This window comes from uncultured Cetobacterium sp., from assembly GCF_947072685.1.
Taxonomy (GTDB): Bacteria; Fusobacteriota; Fusobacteriia; order Fusobacteriales; family Fusobacteriaceae; genus Cetobacterium_A.
In genome coordinates this window covers 1-20,083 of sequence record NZ_CAMTIK010000014.1, presented here as the reverse complement: position 1 = coordinate 20,083, position 20,083 = coordinate 1, and the positions used below count along the sequence as shown (strand labels likewise).

The following is a 20,083-nucleotide window of genomic DNA, read 5'->3' as shown; positions in this document are numbered from 1 at the left end:
CTATTCCCCAAGAATGAACTCAATGTCTTTCTCTGTTAAAGTCTTTAATGTAGCTCCTTCATCTGATATCAAATTATCTAGAAGCTGACTTTTACTCTCTTGTAGCTTTAATATTTTTTCTTCTATCGTATCCTTCAATATCAATTTGTAAGAAAACACTGTTCTATCCTGTCCCAATCTATAAGCTCTGTCTACAGCCTGATTTTCAACTGTTTTATTCCACCAAGGATCATATATAAAAATTGTATCTGCGGCAGTCAAATTAAGTCCCACACCACCAGTTTTTAAAGTCATAACAAACACTTTGTACCTATTATCATTTTGGAACTGATCCACTAATCCTTGTCTATCCTTTGTTGCTCCTGTCATCTCTAAATATTTTATACCTCTTTTCTTTAGATCTGATGTTATGCTTTCTATACTCTTTATATAGTTTGTAAAAACCAATACTTTATGACCATTTTCAACCGCATCTTGAACATTATTGATAAGAACTTCTCTTTTACTTGAAACTACATTTGGATTTTTCATCTCTGGACAACTTGTTAATTGTCTAAGTTCATTTAGAGCTTGAAGTATATAAAATTGTGTTTTCCCCAATCCTTGAGTTTTAATCTGGCTATTTATCATACCATAATAATAGGTTCTTCTCTCCTCGTATAACTTTTTTTGCTCAGGATTCATTCCAATAAATAATGTTTTCTCTATCTTATCAGGAAGATCTTTTAAAACCTCTTTTTTAACTCTTCTTAAAATAAAAGGATATATTTTCTTTTTTAGTTCTTCAATTGCCTCTTTATCGTTTTCCTTTTGAATTGGATTAGCATAGTGATAGTTGAACTCATCTATCGTTCCAAACATCGATGGATTTAAAAATCTAAACAGTGAATACAACTCTCCCAAATTATTTTCTATTGGAGTTCCACTCAATGCCAATCTGTGTTTTGATTCTAGTAACATTACAGCTTTAGTTGTTTGGGCATTCACATTTTTTATATTTTGTGATTCATCTAAAACTATCAAATCAAATTTCATCTCTTTTAAGTACTCTACATCATTTCTTATTGTTCCATAGGTTGTTATTATTACCTCTACTTCATTAAAAATAGACCTATCTCTAAAATTCCCGTAATATATACCACATTTTAATCCTGGACTAAACTTTTTTATTTCACTTTCCCAGTTATAAATTAAACTTTTTGGCATTATTATTAAACTTTTTCTTCCATCTACCTTATGTAAACTAGTTATAAGTGTTATAGCTTGTAACGTTTTTCCAAGTCCCATATCATCTGCTAAACATCCACCTAATTTATTATCCATCAAATAAGATAGCCATTTGTAGCCATATTCCTGATACTCTCTCAGCGTTGCATTTATTATTGGAAGAGGTGCATCATAATTTTCAATCTGATTTATTCCTCTATAAAAACTTCTAGTCTTTTTTATTTCATTAGCTAAAACTTTATCTTCGATTAAATCATCTATTATTGGTAAATCAAAAAAGGATATTTTAACATTTGATTTCCCATTATCCTTAAATACTCTTTCTAATTTCTCCATATATTTTCTATTTATAAGAGCATTTGTCCCATCACTTAAAACTATATATGAATCTTTTTTAAAACTATTCAATACATCCACAATAGAGAATTTTTCCCCTTCTATTTCTAAATGTACATTTCCTTCTAAAAAATCTATTCCATGTTTAAAATTCCCCACAACTTTTGGTTTCACTGCTTTGACACTATATTTTTTCAAATTATCTGTTCCCACAACTTTATATTTCCCTGCAAGTTGAAGAAGTTCTTGTGTTACAAACTCTCTCGCCAATCGTTCTTGTAAAATTATAAAATTTTCATCCACATAAAAACTTGATTTTATTTTCAAACTCTTCTGATGTTTTACAATTATTTTTAAAATTTCCTCAACTGTATGATCTAAATATATAGGACTTACGTCTGTTACCTCAACTTTTTTCAACTCATCTTTTACAACAATAACTTTCTCTATATTATGAGTTTTTAAAAATTCATAAGATATTGTTGATAAAACAACACCTATTTTAAGATAAAGACTGTTATCTTGAGATATTTTTTCAATAACTATCTCTTGAACTGGCTCTAAATTCCCACCTAAAACAACTTCATAGTCAAAACACTCAATCTCTACACCATTTCCAAAAGAATAAGCCAGTGTTAAGTATTTTTCAAGTTCTTTTTTAGCAAACTTAGACTCCATCTCTTTTAAAATATGGATTGTATCCTTAGAAAGATCTAACCAATATATTTTATGATCTTTTAAAATATAATTATCAGATATTATTACAAACTCCTCTTTTTCATTTAAAAAGAGTTTTCCCTGACATAACTCCTCTTCATCCAATACCAAATTTATTTTCAATACTATTTTATTCCCTGATAAAACCCATTCAACCGGTTTCATTTCCCCCGTTACAAAATTCTTACTTTTTTTTAAATAATCTAATATTTCTATATTTTCATCAATATAAAGCTCGTTTTTTTCAGTTTCCCAACCAGAGAAAAAACTGTCCTCTTTGATCTCTTTTATTAGATCGATAATTTTTAAATCATTTTCATCTGTTATTTCATACATATCTGTATCTTCAACAATTTCTCCATACATGTCTACTAAAGAAACATATGTTCCTACTTCGTCACAAGATAGCATAAAATAAACTGTGTCATTTAATTTTTCCAAATTAGATACCATACCCTTTTCCCTCGTATATTATTTTTTTCTGAAATATATTATACCAAATTTTCTAAGGGTTATCAAGAAATTAAAAAAGGACTCATTTAATTTGAGTCCTTTGAAATTCTTACTTTGCTTCAGTTTCCTTTATTAATTGGTTCATCTCTTCGATTAAGGCATCTGCATTTAATCCATGTGCAGTAATTCCCTCTCCTAAAGTCTCTCCTGCTGCTACCATACAACCAACACATCCTAATCCGTGTCTTTTAAATACGTTTGATATTACAGGGTGCTTTTGAACCGCTTCTAAGATATTCATTTCTTTAGTTACCATTTTATTCCTCCTGATTTTTTTTACATTACAAACTTATTATATAAAACTTTACTTTTTTTGTCAATTATTTTCCTACTACATTTAAAAGGTCATGAATTCTAACTACTCCAACAACCTTCTTTTCCTCTAATACTGGGAGTACAGATATCTGACTCTCTCTATTCTCCATAAGTTCTAAAGCTTCTAATGCCATTATATCTTGGACAGCATAGGTATAGTCTTTTGTCATTATATCCTCTGCTTTTAAACTGAAAAATTTATCTTTCATTTTTAAAGCTCTTCTTATATCTCCTTCAGTTATAATCCCTAACAATCTGTCCTTTTCAACAATACAAACCACACCCAATCTTTTTTTTGTCATGGTCATAATAATTTTGTCCATATCACTATTCAAATCCACTATCGGTAAATCTTTATGCATTACATCCTTTACCCTCATCAAAAGTCTTCTTCCTAAACTTCCACCCGGATGATAAACTGCAAAATTTTCTGGCTTAAAATTTCTAGCTTTTATCAATACTGTCGCAAGGGCATCTCCCATAACTAAAGTACTTGTTGTTGAAGACATCGGAGCCAAATTTAAAGGGCATCCCTCCTGTTCAACCCCTACATTTAAAATAGCATTTGAAAGCTTTCCTAATCCAGAATTTGGATTCCCTGTCATAGCAACCAAAACTGCACCTATTTTCTTTATTGACGGAATAATTGAAAGTACTTCGTCACTATTTCCACTATTTGAAATAGCTATAACAACATCATCTTTTGAGATTATTCCCAAATCTCCATGTAATCCCTCTGCGGCATTCATAAAAACAGCATGTGTTCCTGTTGAAGCAAATGTTGCTGCTATCTTTTTACCTATTATTCCAGATTTCCCTATACCTGTTATTACAACCTTTCCTTTAGAATTAAGGATTAAATTTACTACAACCTCTAGAGAATCAGAAATTTTATTTTTTACTTTTTCAAGTTCACAAATCTCTTTATCAAAGAGTTCTTGTGCAATTTTTTTTACATCCATAGTTATCTTCCTTTTACTAAATCGTCTATTTTAATTGCAACTTTTAAAATCTCTTCTAACTCCGATAAAAATAGCATATTTGGCCCATCTGATTTTGCATTGTTTGGATCAGGATGAACTTCTGCAAATATAGCATCTACTCCTATAGCAAGTCCAGCTCTCATAAGTGGGAACACAAACTCTCTATCTCCAGAAGTCGCTGTTCCTAAACCTCCTGGTTTTTGGACAGCATGAGTTACATCAAACACAACAGGATATCCAAATTTTCTCATCTCTGCAAATCCTCTCATATCTACAACCATATTGTTGTATCCAAAAGTCGATCCTCTTTCACACAGCATTATATTTTTATTATTTAGCTCTTCCATTTTTACAACTACATTTTTCATATCCCAAGGCGCTAAAAATTGTCCTTTTTTTATATTTACTGGCAACCCAGTTTCTGCTGCCGCTATTAGTAAATCCGTTTGTCTACATAAAAAAGCAGGTATTTGAATGATATCTACAACTTTTGCAACTTCTTTACAATGCCACACTTCATGAACATCTGTTACAACGGGTATATTAAATTTTTCCTTTACTTTCTTTAAAATTTCAAGACCCTTCTCTATTCCTGGTCCTCTATAAGAGTGAATAGATGATCTATTAGCTTTATCAAAAGATGCTTTAAATACATAGTTAATTCCCAATCTGTCACAAATCTCTTTTGCTTTCTCAGCTACTTCCATAACTAACTCTTCAGACTCAATTACACACGGTCCTGCTATCAATGTAAATCTTTCATTTCCACCAATATTAAATTTATTTGCTATTTTAACCATTTTTACTTCTTCTACTATTTTCAACTGCTTCACCTCTTTTAATTCGTTTATTGCTTCTATTGCAATCTCCCTATCATCAAAGTGTATCTTCTGTGTTCCAAAAATTTGATAAGTTTCATGCCCTTTTCCTGCTATTAATATTATAGCATCTTTTCTAGCTTTTTTTATCGCTTTTTTTATGGCATCTTTTCTATCTATTACAACTTCGTATTTGTCTGTCTCAAACCCCGCTACTATATCTTTTACTATTGATTCTGGATTTTCTGTTCTTGGATTATCTGAGGTAATTATTACATAATCACTATATCTCTCAGCAATTTTTGCCATCACCGGTCTTTTTATTTTATCTCTATCACCACCACATCCAAATATAGTTATAATCTCTCCGTCTCCTTTTAAATCATTTACTCCTTGAAGAATATTTTCTAGTGCATCTCCTGTGTGTGCATAATCTACTATTACTTTAAAGTTTTGTCCTGCATAAACAGGCTCAAATCTTCCAGGTGCACCTTTTATCTTTTCCACTCTTTCTGATATATCTTCAAATTTTATATTTAAAATATCCGCAATTCCTATAGCTAATAACAGATTATACATATTGAATTTCCCTAATAAATTTGGTTTTAACTTTAAAAGCATCTCTTTATCTAAATTCGCTTTCTTATTTAAAGAGTAACTTACTCCTCCAAACTCTTCAAACAACCTTTCACCATAATTATCATCTATATTTATAACTGAATTTTTTTTATTTTTTAATTTTTCAAAAAGTCTTCTCTTGGCTAAAAAATACTCCTCCATATCCTTATGGTAATCTAAATGTTCTGGAGTCAAATTTGTAAATCCTGCCACATCAAATTTTAGCATATCAACTCTTCCACTAGTTAACCCGTGTGAACTAACCTCCATTATAAAATATTCCAATCCTTTATCGACAGCTTTTTTACAAAGTTTTATTATATCTAAAGACTCTGGTGTTGTGTTAGGTGCCTCTATTATTTCATTCCCTATTTTATACTCCACAGTTCCAATACGGGCAACTTTTTGCTCTCCCAATAACTGCTCTATTAAATATGTTGTCGTAGTCTTTCCATTAGTTCCTGTGATCCCAATAATTTTTAATTTTTCTTCTGGATGTCCATAAAAATTAGCTGCTATAACTCCTAACTTCTCTCTTAGATTCTGTACCAAAATATAGTCTATATCATGTTTTAACTCAACCTCTTCTGAAATCAAAACTGCAACAGCCCCATTTTCTACAGCCCTATCAATATATTTATGCCCATCTACTAGAGCTCCTTTTAATGCTACAAAAATATCCCCTTTTTTTATCTTTCTTGAATCATATTCTATCTCTTTATAATTATTTTTTAACTCACTTTTTTTTAAAACTCTATACTCTATTCCTTCAAATATTTTTTCCATAGCAACTCCTCACACATATTATTCATAGCTATTATAGCATTTTTTTATAAAAACTATATATTTATCTAAAAAAAAGTAGAGGGATTAACCTCTACTTAAATATATTTTATTTTGCTGGTGTATAAACACCTGAATTTAAACCATTCTTTATAGCCGATCTAACTTTAGTCGCTCTAACTGTTGCCCCTGCATTTTCAATATCTGCTGGTGAATATAGAGTTTCCATAGCTTTATCCACATTTTCATTTGTTATTTTTGTTAAAAGAGCTTCATATTGAGCTTTATTTTTTAGAAGATCTTTATTCTTTAAAAAATCTTCTCCTTTATAAAATAAAGTTCTAAATTTTGGTTTTTCAACCTTATCATCTTTTAAATCAAATTGAATCTCTACTTGAGTTTCTTGTCCTGAAATAAAAACTCCTCTATAAGTTCCATTTCTATATTCTGCTGCAGAAGCAATACCACCTACTAAAGTTAACAATATCAATAATTTTTTCATAATTCCCTCCTTGATATAAAGCGTTTCATTTATTGTAAACTATTTTTGTATCGTTTGTCAATAACTTTGATTATCAAACAATATTCCAATCAATATGCTTGTTAAATTTTTCTTTTAAGACTGAATTTATTTCTTTAAAGTGATTACATCCAAAAAAACCTCTACTTGCTGATAAAGGACTTGGATGAACCCCTTCTAAAATATGGTGTTGCGGATTTGTTATGAACTTTTTCTTTTGTTTAGCATTATTTCCCCATAATATAAAAATAATAGGCTCTTTTTTTTCATTTAATTTTTTTATAACCTCATCTGTAAATTCGCACCAACCAATTTTACTGTGTGAGTTTGCTTCTCCTTCTCTCACCGTCAGAGATGTATTTAGTAAAAATATTCCTTGGGTTGCCCAAGATGTCAAGCACCCATGATTAAATACCTCTCCCTCCTCTTCGTTTACAATTTCCTTATAAATATTTCTTAAAGATGGTGGTATTTTTACTCCTTTTTTAACAGAAAAGGCAAGCCCATGAGCTTGCCCTTCCCCGTGATAAGGATCTTGTCCTAAAATTACCACTTTTACATCTTTATAAGGAGTTAGTTGAAAGGCTGTAAATATCTCTTTTTTAGGCGGATATATTATCTTTTCTGAGTATTCTTTTTTCAAAAACTCTTTCATTTCTAAAAAATAGTTTTTTTCTACCTCACTTTTTAATATATCATCCCAGTCATTACCTATTTTCAACATAGCCATCTCCTGTCCTATTTTTTATCTAAAGTTAAAGATCCACATTCTTTTATATGTTTTTTCATTCCACATCCAGCACATTCTTCTCTACAATCCACTGTTAAAGCTTGTTCTTCACTCTTTTTAAGCTCTCTTATTAAAAACTCTTTACTCACTCCGATATCAACAATATCCCAAGGTAATGGCGCATCTAAATCTCTCGCTCCTAAATATCTTTCCTCTGTTATTCCTAAGTCGGACATAGCCTCCTGCCAAACTTCAAAATTATCTCTATAATCATCAAGTTTTGCCCCTTTTACAAAAGCCAATTCGATTAACTCTCCAGTTATTTCATCCCCTCTTGAAAGGAACCCTTCTAAATAAGATTTCTTAGGTGGGTGCATTCTCAATGTTGCTCCCTTCATTCCTCTAAAAGCATCTCTTAACATATGTTGTTTTCTTTGAGCTTCCTCCACGTTCATCTGTTCATGCCACTGGTATGGTGTATGGGCTTTTGGAACAAAATTAGAAATACTAGCCGTTATGTTAACTCTTTTTCTAATTCTTCTACATAGGTATGTAACTTTTTTTACAAGTTCATATATTCCCATTACATCCTCATCAGTCTCAAAAGGCAGACCGATCATAAAGTAAAATTTTAAATTGTCCCAACCAGCTTTTACTGCAGCTTCTGCTGTTTCTATAATTTCATCTTCTGTCACACCTTTATTTATAACATCTCTCATTTTTTGACTTCCAGCTTCTGGAGCAAATGTAAAACCAGTTCTTTTTCCACCACTTATATTTACTGCAACATCAACTGAATGTGTATTCATTCTTAAAGATGGTAATGAAATAGCTAAGTTTTTATTTTCATACTTCTTTTGTAAGTTTTCAATTAAAGGTGTTATTGCTGTGTAGTCACTGCTGCTTAAAGATGACAGTGAGATTTCAGAATAACCCGTATTATAAAGCATATCTTCTATTAATTCTATATTTTTTTCTAAACTTCTTTCTCTAACCGGTCTATAAACTATTCCTGCCTGACAGAATCTACAACCTCTTGTACAGCCTCTTTGAATTTCAACAGATGCTCTGTCGTGAACTATCTGTATATAAGGAACTAATTGATCTGAGTACGAAGGTGTTTTATCCAAGTCCTGAACTATAGCTCTTTTGATTCTTTTAACACCTTTATGTAGTTTTGGAATATAAACACCCTCAAAATCTTTTATCGCATCTAACTTTTCCTCTTTTGACTTTCCTGCCAATTTAACCAAAGTTTCTGCCAACAAAGTCATTGTATCTTCTCCATCTCCAATAACAAAGAAATCCAAAAATTTCTCCATTGGAATTGGATTCATCATACATGTTCCACCTGCCATTATTAAAGGAAACTCTTCCCCTCTCTCACTTGCGTGTAGCGGTATTCCTGCTAAATCCAATGCATTTAAAACATTTGGATAACACATTTCATACGACAATGAGAATCCCACAACATCAAAATCTTTAAGTTCACTTTTAGTCTCTAATGAAAATGACGGGATAGCATTTTCTCTCATTAAAGTTTCCATATCCTCCATTGGAGCAAATCCTCTCTCCAAATAGAATCCATCCACTTTATTCATAATTGTATAAAGTAATTTTATTCCTAAATTAGACATTCCTACCTCATAAATATCTGGAAAAAACAAGCACATTCTGGCTTTAATTTCACTTAAATCTTTATGGTAACTATTGATTTCATTTCCTAAATACTGTGCTGGTTTTTCAACAGACATTAGGTATTTTCCTATATCTACTCTCATATCTCTCCTCAATCTCTATTTGTCATCTATTTTTTGAAAAATACTCATTTTAAAATCTACGTCTTTATTATGATGCTTGCTACAAAGAGTAGCCACTTCTAAATTTATTCCCTTTAACTTTTCAAATCCTATATTTGGGTGTTGTTCTAATTTTTTATCACCAACTAATACTTTTTTTACCCTTCTAAAAAGAGTGGCATCATCTTTTCCACAATCATGCAGAAGAGCTAATTTTAAATAGTTGACCTCATCTTTTAAAACTTTATCCTTTAGAACTCCAGAATATACTTTAAAAGAGTGAAATTTATCATATTCACTCATCTGTAAAAAAATATTGAACTCTTCATAACTTAAAACATTTTTTATCTCTTTTTCATTTTCTATATCAAAATTTAAAAATATACACGATAATCCTTGTTTTAATCTAGAAATCACTTAAATCTCCCTTATAACAATATTTCCAAACTTTTTTCTAAGATTTTTAATATTTGAAGCATTTTTACCGATTACTTCACCTTTATTTTCTGTCTTTACATAAAATATATACAAAGATTCATCTTTAGTTTTTTCAATTTTTTCAACACCATCTATTTTAATATCAAGAGCTGACAATATAATTTTGTCATCTAAATCTTTTCTTATATAAACTCTCTCTAACGTTAGAAATTTTCCGGGGTAAGTTTCTACATTTCCGGAAAATATATATCCCACCATATTTCTGACCTGTTTTGGCATAAAAGAATTTCCTATAAATTTTAAGACCCCTTTTTCATAAGATACTTCCACTGTTCTTTCGTGTTCCTTTAATTCTAATCCTTTTTTATCTGTAAAAAGACTCACATCATAAGTTCCACTTATTTCTTTTATAGTTTTTTCTATCTCTTCTAAAGGTCTTTTTATTCTTTTTTTAGGATATCTGTATAAGTATTCTCTTTGCTCTATAAACTCTGGAAAAGATAGATTTGGAAATGTCTTCTCTACTTTTCTTATGAATATACTTTCCTTCATTCTCTCATTAAATTTAAATATAATCTCTTTTAAATCTCCTTGAAAATTGCTGCTTACATATAACAAATTTCTTTCCGCTGAGACTTTAGCATCTGTTCGTCCACCCTGCTGGATACCTTTAGCCCAAGTAAATCCCAGTTCATTCATTACTCTTCTAAATTCACCTTTAACAGTTGTTTTCCCAGCCATTTCATCAAATGAGTGAAATTTTTCTCCGTTGTAAAAAACTGTCAATATATAACCCCATTTATCTGTTTTTTCAACGCCCCTTAAATTCATTACTCTCCTCTTTTTTTAACAATATGACATCTTCTACATCTAGCCTCATAACTTTCGCTAGCCCCTACTAAAACTATAGGGTCATCTTCATATGCAGGCTCTCCATTTACTAGCCTTTGAGTTCTTGAAGCTGGATTTCCACAACAAGCACAAATAGCATTAAACTTATCTACATACTCAGCTCTTGCCATTAAAACATCCATTGGTTTAAACGGTTCTCCTCTAAAATCTTGATCTAATCCTGCAACAATAACTCTTTTTCCTAAATCTGCCAATTCCTCACAAAACTCAGCCACTTCTTTTCCAAAGAATTGAACTTCATCTATTCCAATAATTCTTGCATCGCTATACTTTGTATTTATTAATTCTCTCATCTCTTCTACCGTTGATGCTGGAACAGCCTCTATGAAGGCTTGACTATGTGAAGCCACTTTTGTTTCATCATATCTATCATCACTTGCATGTTTAAAAACTATAATTTTTTGGTTTGCATACTTCGCTCTTCTCATTCTTCTGATAAGTTCTTCACTTTTACCTGAGAACATACTTCCTGTAACAACCTCTATCCAACCCATTCCTTCTGTCAATAATAAATGCATTGTCTTCTTTTCCTCCATCGATAACTAATTTTTTTCTGTCTTCTATTATAACATAATTATCATACCAAAACAAACCCATAAATTTTTACAAATAAAAAATAGCCAAATCAATGGCTACTTTCTTTTATTTCTCTTCTATATAACCCAGCTCTTTTAAGAATGGTTTCTTTTTTCTCCAGTCATCTTTTACTTTAACCCATAACTCCATATAGATTCCAACTCCTAAAAGCTGTTCTATCTCTTTTCTTGCTTCAATTCCAATCTCTTTAAGCATTTTTCCTTGCTTTCCAATTATTATTCCTTTTTGAGAATCTCTCTCTACATAGATATTGATATCAAACTTATCTTTTCCATTATTTCTTCTTGTCACATTTACAATTTCAATTGCAACTGAATGAGGTATTTCGTCCCTTGTTCTCTCAAGAATTTTTTCTCTTACAACCTCTGTTATAATTCTATACATTGGCATATCTGTGTACATATCATCTGGATAGTATTTAACTCCATCATCTAAAAAAGGATCTAATGCATCTAATAATTTTGGTATTCCTATAGCATATTGACCTGCTATTTCAACTATTGCATTGAATTCTCCTAATTTTTCTTTTATCTCAGCTCTTTTAGCCTCTAACTCTTCATCATTAATTTTATCTATTTTATTAACAATTAAAACTCTAGGTGTTTTTTTAGCTTCACTAATTTTTTCCCATACAAAAAGATCTCCTGTACTGATCTCTTGTGATGCATCTATAACCATAGCGATAACATCAACATCCCTTAATACTCTTAGCGCACTATTTGTCATGTGCTCTCCCAATAGATGTTTTGGCTTATGAATACCTGGAGTATCCACAAATATGTATTGATTGTTATTGAAGTTTAAAATTCCTTTTATTGTATCTCTTGTTGTTCCCGCTTTATCCGAAACTATTGCTACTTTTTCATTTACAAGTTTATTTATCAGAGTAGATTTTCCTACATTAGGTCTTCCTACTACTGCTATGAATCCTGCTTTCATCTATTAATCATCTCCTATTCCTATTTGGAAATATTTCTCTTTTATACCTATAACAGAGTTTACTCCATCTTTTTCATTCTCTAATTTTACCACACTTTTCAAAGTATTTCTCAACATATTTGGAGAAATAGACCTTTCAATCCCAGCTTTTACTCCCAATCCAATGAATCTAGCTCTAAAAGCCTGTCGTGATAGTCCATAAAAAAGCAAGTCACTACTATTTTCCAATATTTTTATTCTATCATTTTCAATAAAGTTTTTTAATTCTACCTTCAGATCTTCAGATATGTATATCCTTCCATTTCCATCGTCACTCAATACATAGTCATATGAGCTAAGTTCAAGATCTAATAACCTCATTTTCAGTACATCGTTTATAGAGAAATTTGTTTCCATAAGTAATTTAATTAAAAGTTTATCTCTCTCTCCTTTGGGATTTTTTTCACACACTGTTAGAATATTATTTATTTCCCACACCTCTAAAATCTCCAATTGTCTTTCTGTAAATTTTTCAACAACAATCCCATCCGTAGGTATAAAATCTATAATTCTCTTTTTCAAAAGATAGCGATATAATCCTTTTAATGTACTTATTTTTCTTGAAACAGAATTTGGTTGGTATCTTGATTTTAAAAATTCCACATAATGAAGTATCTCTTCTTGAGACACTTCTAATAAATTTTTTTGTATAAAATTTTGAAAATCTTTTATATCTCCTTGATACATCTCTAAAGTTTCTTTTTTTATATCGCTCGATTTAAGTTTATATTCTAAAAACTCTTTTAACAGATCCATATTAAACCTCACCTAAAAGTTCTTCTGCATGTTTGATTACCGCTTCAGATATATTTTTTCCAGCTAACATTCTAGCAATCTCTTGAACTCTTTCCTCATAATTTAACTCTTTAACTTGTGTTATTGTCTTCTTTTCTTTTAATTTTTTTTCAATATAAAATTGCTGGGATGCTTTAGCCGCTATTGCTGGTGAATGAGTTATACTCATAACTTGTGTTGTCCCACCTATCTCTTTTAATTTATTTGCTATTTTTCTAACGGTTTCACCGCCTACTCCAGTATCTATCTCATCAAATATAAGTATCGGAATATTATCTACTTTTGAAAATATTACTTTAATCGCCAACATTATTCGACTCACCTCTCCACCAGAAGCTACTTTCCAAAGTGGTTTTAAACTTTGTCCAAGATTTGTAGAAATCATAAACTCTACTTGATCTAGGCCGTTCCCACTCATTACATGGCTATCTATAAAATCTATTTTAAATTGTGCATCCCCCATACTAAGACCTCTTAACTCTTCTTGAAGATTACTCTCTATTATTTTAGCCTTTTCTTTTCTAATTTCAGTTAAACCTTTTGCTATTTCATAATATTTTTTTCTAGCTTCGGCTCTTTCTTTTTCTAGTTTCTTTACTTGAAAACTATTTTCATCCAACAACTGAAGTTTTTCTTCTATTGTGTTTCTATAGTTCAAGACCTCTGATAACTCATCTCCATATTTTGTTTTTAGACGATTTATAGCATCCAATCTCGAGATCACTCTTTCTAATCTCGTTTCATCGGCTTCTATATCTTCATTTAAATCTCTTATTGAATCAACACAATCTTGCAAATCATAGTATACTTTTTCAAGCCTTTCCAAGTTTTCTTGAAATTCTTTTCCATATTGAGAAACTATTTCTAAATTTTTTCTACTGTTATACAGTATATTCAAAGCATTTATCTCTCCATCTTTTAACAGTTCTTCCGTCAATGAAAGTTTTTCTTTTATTTTTCCTGCATGAAAAAGTTTTTTATACTCCTCTTCCAATCGTTCATCCTCTCCAATTTTTAAATCAACTTTATCAATCTCTTGAAGCTGAAACTCATAGAACTCTTTTTTCTCCAATGTTTCTCTTTTGTTTTTTTCTACATCTTTTATTCTTCTATCTAAACTTGAATATTCATTGTATATGTTTTCTAATACCTTTTTTAACCCAGTCCCTTTTTCACCTAAAAATCTATCTAAAAGTCTTAAGTGATTGTTTTTATTTAATAGCATTTGGTGAGAATGTTGGCCCACTATATCAACAAGAGTTCCCATTATCTCTTTTAAACTAGACATCGGAACTCTAATATTATTGACAAATGCCTTTCCTTTTCCATTTTTATCAATGTGTCTTCTCACTATAACTTCTTTATCTTCAGCATCTATTCCCAGCTCTCTAAGCTCTGCTTCCTGTTCGTCATTAACTGCAAAAACTCCTTGAGCTAATAAGAAGTCCTCTCCGTCTCTAACCATATCTGCACTTGCCTTTTCACCAATCAATAGGTTTATTCCACTCAAGATTATTGATTTCCCTGCTCCTGTTTCTCCTGTTAAAACTATCAACCCATTTTTAAATTCTAAATCTACTTTTTGAATTATAGCTAAATTCTCTATTTTTAATTCTTTTAACATAGATTATCTCCCCATTTCAATTTATCTCTTAAAATTCCATAATAATCTCTACCCTCTGGTAGTACAAGTCTTATTTTTTTTTTAGAATACTTTATAGAGATTTTATCTTCACTTGAAATCTCTTTTTCAATCTCTCCATCTATTATTAAACAACCTTTTTGATTCTCATTTAATGATAGAATTAACTTTTCATCTCCGCTCAATATAATTGGTCTTGTGGTTAAATTATGTGGGGCTAACGGTGTAAGAACAATCGCTTTTATCCCCGGCATAACTATTGGACCCCCAGCTGATAAAGAATACGCTGTTGAGCCTGTCGGTGTTGCAACTATCAAACCATCTGCTTTATAACTACATATTATTGATTTTTCTGTATTCACACAGATATTTAAAATTTTAGAGCTCGCTTTTTCCTTCGAAATTACTATTTCGTTTAAAACATCAATTTTTTCTTCATTGAAAGATATTTCCAACAAGTCTCTTTCCTCTATTTTTCGTTTTCCAAGTAAATAATTTTCAAAAGTTGGTTTGAATTCCTCCATTTGGATCTCAGTTAAAAATCCTAATGCGCCTGCATTTACTGCAAATACATCTATTTCTTTTTTTTTAATTATTTTTTTTGATGCTCTTAAAAGAGTTCCATCACCGCCTATTACCACCACAAAATCAGCTTTTTCAATCTCAACATTAGGAACTATTTCTATTTTTTTCTCTGAAAAAAACTTTAAGTACTCTTCGTTCAATTTTACAGCTAAGTTTTTATCTTCATTATAAATTATAGTTCCTATCATAATTTCCTCCACTAAAATAGATTTTCAGGATTTATAGGTTTTAAATTAAATCTAACCTCATAATAAAGATTCGCTTCTCCCTCTGTTGTTAATCCTAAAACTCCTATATCTTGTCCCTTATTTATCTTTTGATTTAACCTAACTCCAACCGCTATAAGATTTCCATAAACTCCTATTGTATTGTAACCATAATCAATCATAACAACACTATTTAGTCCTTGGAATTTATCTGCATAAATAACTTTACCACTCATAGCTGCCTTTACTTTTGCACCCATTTTTGCTTCTATCTCTATTCCATTACTTACAACTTCACCATTTTTTTTCTCTTTAAATTTTACCACAGTTTTTCCAGAAACTGGTTTAAAAAATTTTCCTAAATTTATAACAGCTGTATTAAGTTTTATATTTTTATTTGTGACACTTCTTGCTTTTATTATTTTTTCTATCTCTTTTTCTAAATTTTTCTTTTGTATTTGTAATTTACTTATTGTTTTAACATGAGTTGTCTTCTCTTTATTTAATTTAGATATCAATCTATTTTTTTCAATTTTTTTATTTTCTACAGACCTTCTATTTGAGTCTAATTTTCTTTTTAAATCTGTAAGTTTCGCTCTATTTTTTTCAATATTCTTTTTTACATGCTCTATAGAAGACTGAACATTTTTTATATGTTCCATACTTTCTAAATCCCCATATAGTAATCTTGAAAAACTACGTTTTGCAATGCTTTTCTCTCTAGTTTCATTCGATAAATTTGAAATTCTATTAACTTCAATCATTTTAGCTTTATATTCTGATTTTTTTCTTTCCAACGCCTTGTTGCTTACTCCTAAATTTAATTCCCCATAATTAATATTTTTATTTACAACACTTATCTCATCTCTTATTCTAACTGCATCTTTTTCAATATCTCTTATCTCTTTATTTATATTTTCAACTTGCTTTTCTATACTTATTTTTTCTGAATTGATATAATCTATTCTACTATTTTTTTGTTTAATTTCACTCTCTATTTTTTTCATTCTATTTTTCAAATTATCTACACTATCTCCAAAAACTAGTCCTGATAACAGAAAAAATATCCATAATCCTCTCATAAGCTAAACCTCTTCTTTTTTCAATTTGCCAGAAGATTTCCATGAAAAAATTACTACAAATGCTATGGCTACAACATCTATTAAAACTAGTTGATTAAAACTTTGAAAAACCAAATTTGAAAGTATCTCTTGAAATTTGCCTCTAAAAATAACATATAGATTAAAAAATATAAGTCCACCAATTACAGCAGCTCCTATAAACGAAATTAAATTTCTATTTCTAGCAATTTCAAAATTTCTATTGTTTTGAGGGTTTTTTATACTTAAAATCATATAATCTTTCACAACGATCCCTCTCAATATAGTTGATATTTGAAAATACATTGACAGTGCAAAAAATAAAAAGAGAAACAGCGATATATTTACAGCACTTATCTTTCTTTGGGTGCTTTGTAAAAAATTACTGTCTATATATATTTCTCTAACCATTGGATTTACATCAAGTAACTCTTGAATTGCATGCAGTTTATTCTCATCTTTGAAATAAACTATAACTGAATTTGGAAGTGGATTTTCACTTTTTGGAATTACAATTTCTAATTCCTTTTGAAGATTTCTAAAAGCTTCATCCCTATCTAAAAATCTAACTCCTTTTACATTTTCATTCTCTATAAGGAATTTTTCAAACTCTTTTATACTCTCCCTTGTGCTTTCGTTTTGTAGTTCTATTGTAAAAAAATAATTATTTTTCAATATCTTTCCTATAAAATAGCTATTTGATGCCAGTGAAACAAATAAACTAAAAATCATGAAACTAAGTACTAACGTTATAAATGTTCTCTTTATTTTTTTTGTTTCCATACGCTCTCCCTAATTAAAATATAGAGGCGCATTTCAACTCGCCTCTATATTTTTATTTCTATATATTTTCTTTTACAACTGATACTAGCTTTGTTGACGTCAATTCATATTTTTCTAAAAGCTCTTCAGCTTTTCCACTCTGTCCAAAAACATCATAAATTCCTACTTTTTTTATAAGTGTTGGATGTGTCTCAGATAAGAATTCAGATACCGCTGATCCAAGTCCTCCGATTACAGAATGCTCCTCTGCTGTCACTATAAATTTAGTTTCTTGAGCAGCTTTTAAAATTGTTTCTCCATCTAAAGGTTTTATTGTTCCAGCATTAATTACTCTAACTGAAATTCCATCCTCTTTTAATTTTTCAGCAGCCTCTAAAGCTTTTGCAGTCATAAGACCTGTTGCAACAATCGTCACATCTGTTCCCTCTTTTATTGTATTTGCTATTCCTATTTGAAAATCATAGCTCTCATCAAATAGTACTGGAACATCCAATCTTCCCATTCTTATATAAACAGGTCCATTATATTCTGCAGCTGCAAATATCATCTTTTTAGTTTCAGTCGCATCTGCTGGTGACAATACAACCATTCCTGGAATGCTTCTCATTAAAGCGATATCCTCAACCGATTGATGTGATCCCCCGTCCTCTCCTACAGATATTCCAGCATGAGTTGGGGCTATTTTTACATTTAGCTTTGGATAAGCCACTGTATTTCTTATTTGTTCAAACGCTCTTCCAGCAGCAAACATAGCAAATGTTGATGCGAACGGTATTTTCCCACAAGTTGCAAGTCCTGCAGCTGTTCCTACTAAATCCGCTTCAGCTATTCCTACATTTATATGTCTTTCTGGAAAAGCCTCTTGAAATAAGTTTGTTTTTGTTGATTTTGTTAAATCTGCATCTAAAACTACTATATTTTTATTCTGTTTTCCAAGCTCTACTAATGCTTCTCCGTAAGCCTGTCTTGTAGATTTCTTCACCATTTCATCCTCCAAAATTATTATATCTCTGATACTTTTTCTAATTCTTTTACTGCTCTTTCAGTTTCTTCAACTGTCGGTGCTACTCCATGGAATCCACAAACATTTTCCATGAATGAAACCCCTTTACCTTTTGTTGTATTAGCAATAATAACTGTTGGTTGTCCTTTAGTTTCTCTTGCCTTATCTAAAGCATCTAATATCTCTTCAAAATTATGTCCATCTATTTGGATTACATTCCATCCAAAAGCTTCCCATTTCTTATCTAATGGTTCAACGCCCATTATTTTATCAACATTCCCATCTATTTGAAGATTGTTTGAATCAATAAAAGCACAAACAGAATCTAATTTATAGTGAGCTGCTGACATTGCCGCTTCCCACACTTGTCCTTCTTGTAACTCTCCATCTCCCATTAAAACATAAGTTCTATAGTTTTCACCAGATATTCTAGCTGAAAGTGCCATTCCGTTAGCTACCGATAACCCTTGTCCTAAAGACCCAGTTGATATTTCTATTCCTGGAACTTTTTTCATATCTGGATGCCCTTGTAAAGGCGACCCATACGCTCTTAGTGTACCTAAAAGTTCCCTGTCGAAATATCCCTTTTCTGCTAGTGCTGAATATAATACTGGTGCTGCATGACCTTTAGATAAAACAAACCTATCTCTACCTTCCATTTTTGGATTTTTAGGATCTATGTTCATCTCTGAGAAATATAGTGCTGTTACTATATCAGCTGCAGATAAAGATCCTCCAGGATGCCCTGATTTTGCTTTACATATCATTTGAACAATGTCTTTTCTTATTTTAGCAGCTTGTTCCACTAAAAATTTTGTGTCTCTCATTTTTTCTCCTCTCAATCCTTTTATTTAGTTAAATTATATTAAAAATCGACTTCTTTTGTCAAGACAAGGGTTGGGATTTATTCAATTTTTGTTGTCCTAAAATAGGATTCTTATTTTTTCTGAAATTAAGTGTACAACAAAAATGATTGAGTTACTTATTTCATCATATTTTGCAGCACTTAAAAGTAGAACTACCACTGTAAAAAAAGAGAAAGGTCTAAAAAACTTCTCTTCTTTTTTTGTATTTTTCGTTATAGTATAGATTCCTATCAAACTTAAAAAAATTATTTCGATGTAACTTTTTGAATATTTTATTGATAAAAATATTGAATAAATTCCTGTAAAAAAAATAAATCCCTTACTCCCCTTAACACCTAAACACAGTTTACAATAAGGAAAATATATCAACGCTCCTCGAGCCCATCCTTTTGGAAAAAAATCAAAAATCATATGTAGCCCAATAGCCAATGCAAATCCCATTATTGAAAATCTAAATACCTCTACTTCTTTTTGAGTGTTATAAAAATAAATCATTGCCCACAATATAATCGGGCTATGAGTCAATATATTTCTATGTTTTATCTTAAGTTTAAAATCCCAATCAGGAAACTTCATCCCTATTAAAAAGGACATCCAAATCAACATCGCTCCTATAAATCCAATTGATTCTAATAACTCCAAAACTTTTGTAAAATCTATAACCATGTATTGTCCTTCCATTTTTTCTATATTATAGCACATTTTAATTAATGAAGAAAATATAAAAAAAGAGTTAAGTTTAAAACTTAACTCTTTATATTTTTAATAAGTTAGATTACTTAGTAATTTCTGCTACAACTCCAGAAGCTACTGTTCTTC

Annotated in this window: 19 protein-coding genes and 1 pseudogene; all 20 read right to left on the bottom strand. The window is 30.5% G+C overall.

The window, feature by feature from the left end:
- The 20 genes and pseudogenes from Q0V67_RS06435 to Q0V67_RS06340 all read right to left on the bottom strand — a co-directional run bounded on the left by Q0V67_RS06435 (window position 1) and on the right by Q0V67_RS06340 (window position 19,930).
- Window positions 1-2,733 (bottom strand): DEAD/DEAH box helicase, encoded by a 2,733-nt coding sequence (locus Q0V67_RS06435; protein WP_297598111.1) that lies wholly within the window; start codon window positions 2,731-2,733, stop codon window positions 1-3.
- A 109-nt stretch (window positions 2,734-2,842) separates the two neighbouring features.
- Window positions 2,843-3,049: a DUF1858 domain-containing protein gene (locus tag Q0V67_RS06430; protein WP_297598110.1), complete on the bottom strand. Its 207-nt coding sequence runs from the start codon at window positions 3,047-3,049 to the stop codon at window positions 2,843-2,845.
- A gap of 64 nt (window positions 3,050-3,113) precedes the next feature.
- Window positions 3,114-4,070: a KpsF/GutQ family sugar-phosphate isomerase gene (locus Q0V67_RS06425; RefSeq protein ID WP_297598109.1), complete on the bottom strand. Its 957-nt coding sequence runs from the start codon at window positions 4,068-4,070 to the stop codon at window positions 3,114-3,116.
- Between the two features lie 2 nt (window positions 4,071-4,072).
- Window positions 4,073-4,891 carry a 3-deoxy-8-phosphooctulonate synthase gene (gene kdsA, locus Q0V67_RS06420; RefSeq protein WP_297598147.1) on the bottom strand — a complete coding sequence of 273 codons (819 nt, stop codon included), beginning with the start codon at window positions 4,889-4,891 and terminating at the stop codon, window positions 4,073-4,075.
- A gap of 48 nt (window positions 4,892-4,939) precedes the next feature.
- A pseudogene (locus Q0V67_RS06415) lies at window positions 4,940-6,313 on the bottom strand (UDP-N-acetylmuramoyl-L-alanyl-D-glutamate--2,6-diaminopimelate ligase); the annotation flags it as partial.
- A gap of 106 nt (window positions 6,314-6,419) precedes the next feature.
- Complete coding sequence (locus Q0V67_RS06410; protein WP_297598108.1) at window positions 6,420-6,812, bottom strand: hypothetical protein; 393 nt, start codon at window positions 6,810-6,812, stop codon at window positions 6,420-6,422.
- Window positions 6,813-6,885: 73 nt separating this feature from the next.
- Complete coding sequence (ung, locus tag Q0V67_RS06405) at window positions 6,886-7,554, bottom strand: uracil-DNA glycosylase (RefSeq protein WP_297598107.1); 669 nt, start codon at window positions 7,552-7,554, stop codon at window positions 6,886-6,888.
- A gap of 14 nt (window positions 7,555-7,568) precedes the next feature.
- Entirely contained in the window at window positions 7,569-9,341 is a 1,773-nt protein-coding gene (locus Q0V67_RS06400; protein ID WP_297598106.1) for a TIGR03960 family B12-binding radical SAM protein, read from the bottom strand.
- Between the two features lie 15 nt (window positions 9,342-9,356).
- On the bottom strand, window positions 9,357-9,776 hold the full coding sequence (locus Q0V67_RS06395) for a phosphohydrolase (protein ID WP_297598105.1): 420 nt from the start codon (window positions 9,774-9,776) through the stop codon (window positions 9,357-9,359).
- Window positions 9,777-10,628 (bottom strand): KH domain-containing protein, encoded by an 852-nt coding sequence (locus tag Q0V67_RS06390; RefSeq protein ID WP_297598104.1) that lies wholly within the window; start codon window positions 10,626-10,628, stop codon window positions 9,777-9,779.
- The gene (locus Q0V67_RS06385; protein WP_297598103.1) at window positions 10,628-11,227 is read right to left on the bottom strand and encodes a thymidine kinase; all 600 of its coding nucleotides are present in this window, start codon (window positions 11,225-11,227) and stop codon (window positions 10,628-10,630) included. Before Q0V67_RS06385 ends, Q0V67_RS06390 begins: the two co-directional genes overlap by 1 nt.
- 124 nt (window positions 11,228-11,351) lie before the next feature.
- Window positions 11,352-12,245 carry a GTPase Era gene (gene era / locus Q0V67_RS06380; protein ID WP_297598102.1) on the bottom strand — a complete coding sequence of 298 codons (894 nt, stop codon included), beginning with the start codon at window positions 12,243-12,245 and terminating at the stop codon, window positions 11,352-11,354.
- Window positions 12,246-12,248: 3 nt separating this feature from the next.
- Window positions 12,249-13,040, bottom strand: coding sequence for a phage integrase N-terminal SAM-like domain-containing protein (locus tag Q0V67_RS06375; protein WP_297598101.1), 792 nt, complete (start codon window positions 13,038-13,040; stop codon window positions 12,249-12,251).
- A 1-nt stretch (window position 13,041) separates the two neighbouring features.
- The gene (gene recN / locus Q0V67_RS06370) at window positions 13,042-14,703 is read right to left on the bottom strand and encodes a DNA repair protein RecN (protein ID WP_297598100.1); all 1,662 of its coding nucleotides are present in this window, start codon (window positions 14,701-14,703) and stop codon (window positions 13,042-13,044) included.
- Entirely contained in the window at window positions 14,697-15,494 is a 798-nt protein-coding gene (locus Q0V67_RS06365; protein ID WP_297598099.1) for an NAD(+)/NADH kinase, read from the bottom strand. Before Q0V67_RS06365 ends, recN begins: the two co-directional genes overlap by 7 nt.
- 11 nt (window positions 15,495-15,505) lie before the next feature.
- Window positions 15,506-16,594, bottom strand: coding sequence for a peptidoglycan DD-metalloendopeptidase family protein (locus tag Q0V67_RS06360; RefSeq protein WP_297598097.1), 1,089 nt, complete (start codon window positions 16,592-16,594; stop codon window positions 15,506-15,508).
- A gap of 3 nt (window positions 16,595-16,597) precedes the next feature.
- Window positions 16,598-17,395, bottom strand: a complete 798-nt coding sequence (locus Q0V67_RS06355; protein ID WP_297598096.1) for a permease-like cell division protein FtsX — start codon at window positions 17,393-17,395, stop codon at window positions 16,598-16,600.
- Window positions 17,396-17,453: 58 nt separating this feature from the next.
- Window positions 17,454-18,380, bottom strand: a complete 927-nt coding sequence (locus Q0V67_RS06350) for a transketolase family protein (protein WP_297598095.1) — start codon at window positions 18,378-18,380, stop codon at window positions 17,454-17,456.
- Between the two features lie 17 nt (window positions 18,381-18,397).
- Window positions 18,398-19,225, bottom strand: a complete 828-nt coding sequence (locus Q0V67_RS06345; protein WP_297598094.1) for a transketolase — start codon at window positions 19,223-19,225, stop codon at window positions 18,398-18,400.
- Between the two features lie 96 nt (window positions 19,226-19,321).
- Window positions 19,322-19,930: a hypothetical protein gene (locus Q0V67_RS06340; protein ID WP_297598093.1), complete on the bottom strand. Its 609-nt coding sequence runs from the start codon at window positions 19,928-19,930 to the stop codon at window positions 19,322-19,324.
- Window positions 19,931-20,083: the final 153 nt, after the last annotated feature.

Coding starts and splice junctions, on each gene's coding strand:
- Q0V67_RS06435 (WP_297598111.1), bottom strand. CDS start 2,733: ATGGTATCTAATTTGGAAAAATTAAATGACACAGTTTATTTTATGCTA.
- Q0V67_RS06430 (WP_297598110.1), bottom strand. CDS start 3,049: ATGGTAACTAAAGAAATGAATATCTTAGAAGCGGTTCAAAAGCACCCT.
- Q0V67_RS06425 (WP_297598109.1), bottom strand. CDS start 4,070: ATGGATGTAAAAAAAATTGCACAAGAACTCTTTGATAAAGAGATTTGT.
- kdsA (WP_297598147.1), bottom strand. CDS start 4,891: ATGGTTAAAATAGCAAATAAATTTAATATTGGTGGAAATGAAAGATTT.
- Q0V67_RS06410 (WP_297598108.1), bottom strand. CDS start 6,812: ATGAAAAAATTATTGATATTGTTAACTTTAGTAGGTGGTATTGCTTCT.
- ung (WP_297598107.1), bottom strand. CDS start 7,554: ATGTTGAAAATAGGTAATGACTGGGATGATATATTAAAAAGTGAGGTA.
- Q0V67_RS06400 (WP_297598106.1), bottom strand. CDS start 9,341: ATGAGAGTAGATATAGGAAAATACCTAATGTCTGTTGAAAAACCAGCA.
- Q0V67_RS06390 (WP_297598104.1), bottom strand. CDS start 10,628: ATGAATTTAAGGGGCGTTGAAAAAACAGATAAATGGGGTTATATATTG.
- Q0V67_RS06385 (WP_297598103.1), bottom strand. CDS start 11,227: ATGCATTTATTATTGACAGAAGGAATGGGTTGGATAGAGGTTGTTACA.
- era (WP_297598102.1), bottom strand. CDS start 12,245: ATGAAAGCAGGATTCATAGCAGTAGTAGGAAGACCTAATGTAGGAAAA.
- Q0V67_RS06375 (WP_297598101.1), bottom strand. CDS start 13,040: ATGGATCTGTTAAAAGAGTTTTTAGAATATAAACTTAAATCGAGCGAT.
- recN (WP_297598100.1), bottom strand. CDS start 14,703: ATGTTAAAAGAATTAAAAATAGAGAATTTAGCTATAATTCAAAAAGTA.
- Q0V67_RS06365 (WP_297598099.1), bottom strand. CDS start 15,494: ATGATAGGAACTATAATTTATAATGAAGATAAAAACTTAGCTGTAAAA.
- Q0V67_RS06360 (WP_297598097.1), bottom strand. CDS start 16,594: ATGAGAGGATTATGGATATTTTTTCTGTTATCAGGACTAGTTTTTGGA.
- Q0V67_RS06355 (WP_297598096.1), bottom strand. CDS start 17,395: ATGGAAACAAAAAAAATAAAGAGAACATTTATAACGTTAGTACTTAGT.
- Q0V67_RS06350 (WP_297598095.1), bottom strand. CDS start 18,380: ATGGTGAAGAAATCTACAAGACAGGCTTACGGAGAAGCATTAGTAGAG.
- Q0V67_RS06345 (WP_297598094.1), bottom strand. CDS start 19,225: ATGAGAGACACAAAATTTTTAGTGGAACAAGCTGCTAAAATAAGAAAA.
- Q0V67_RS06340 (WP_297598093.1), bottom strand. CDS start 19,930: ATGGTTATAGATTTTACAAAAGTTTTGGAGTTATTAGAATCAATTGGA.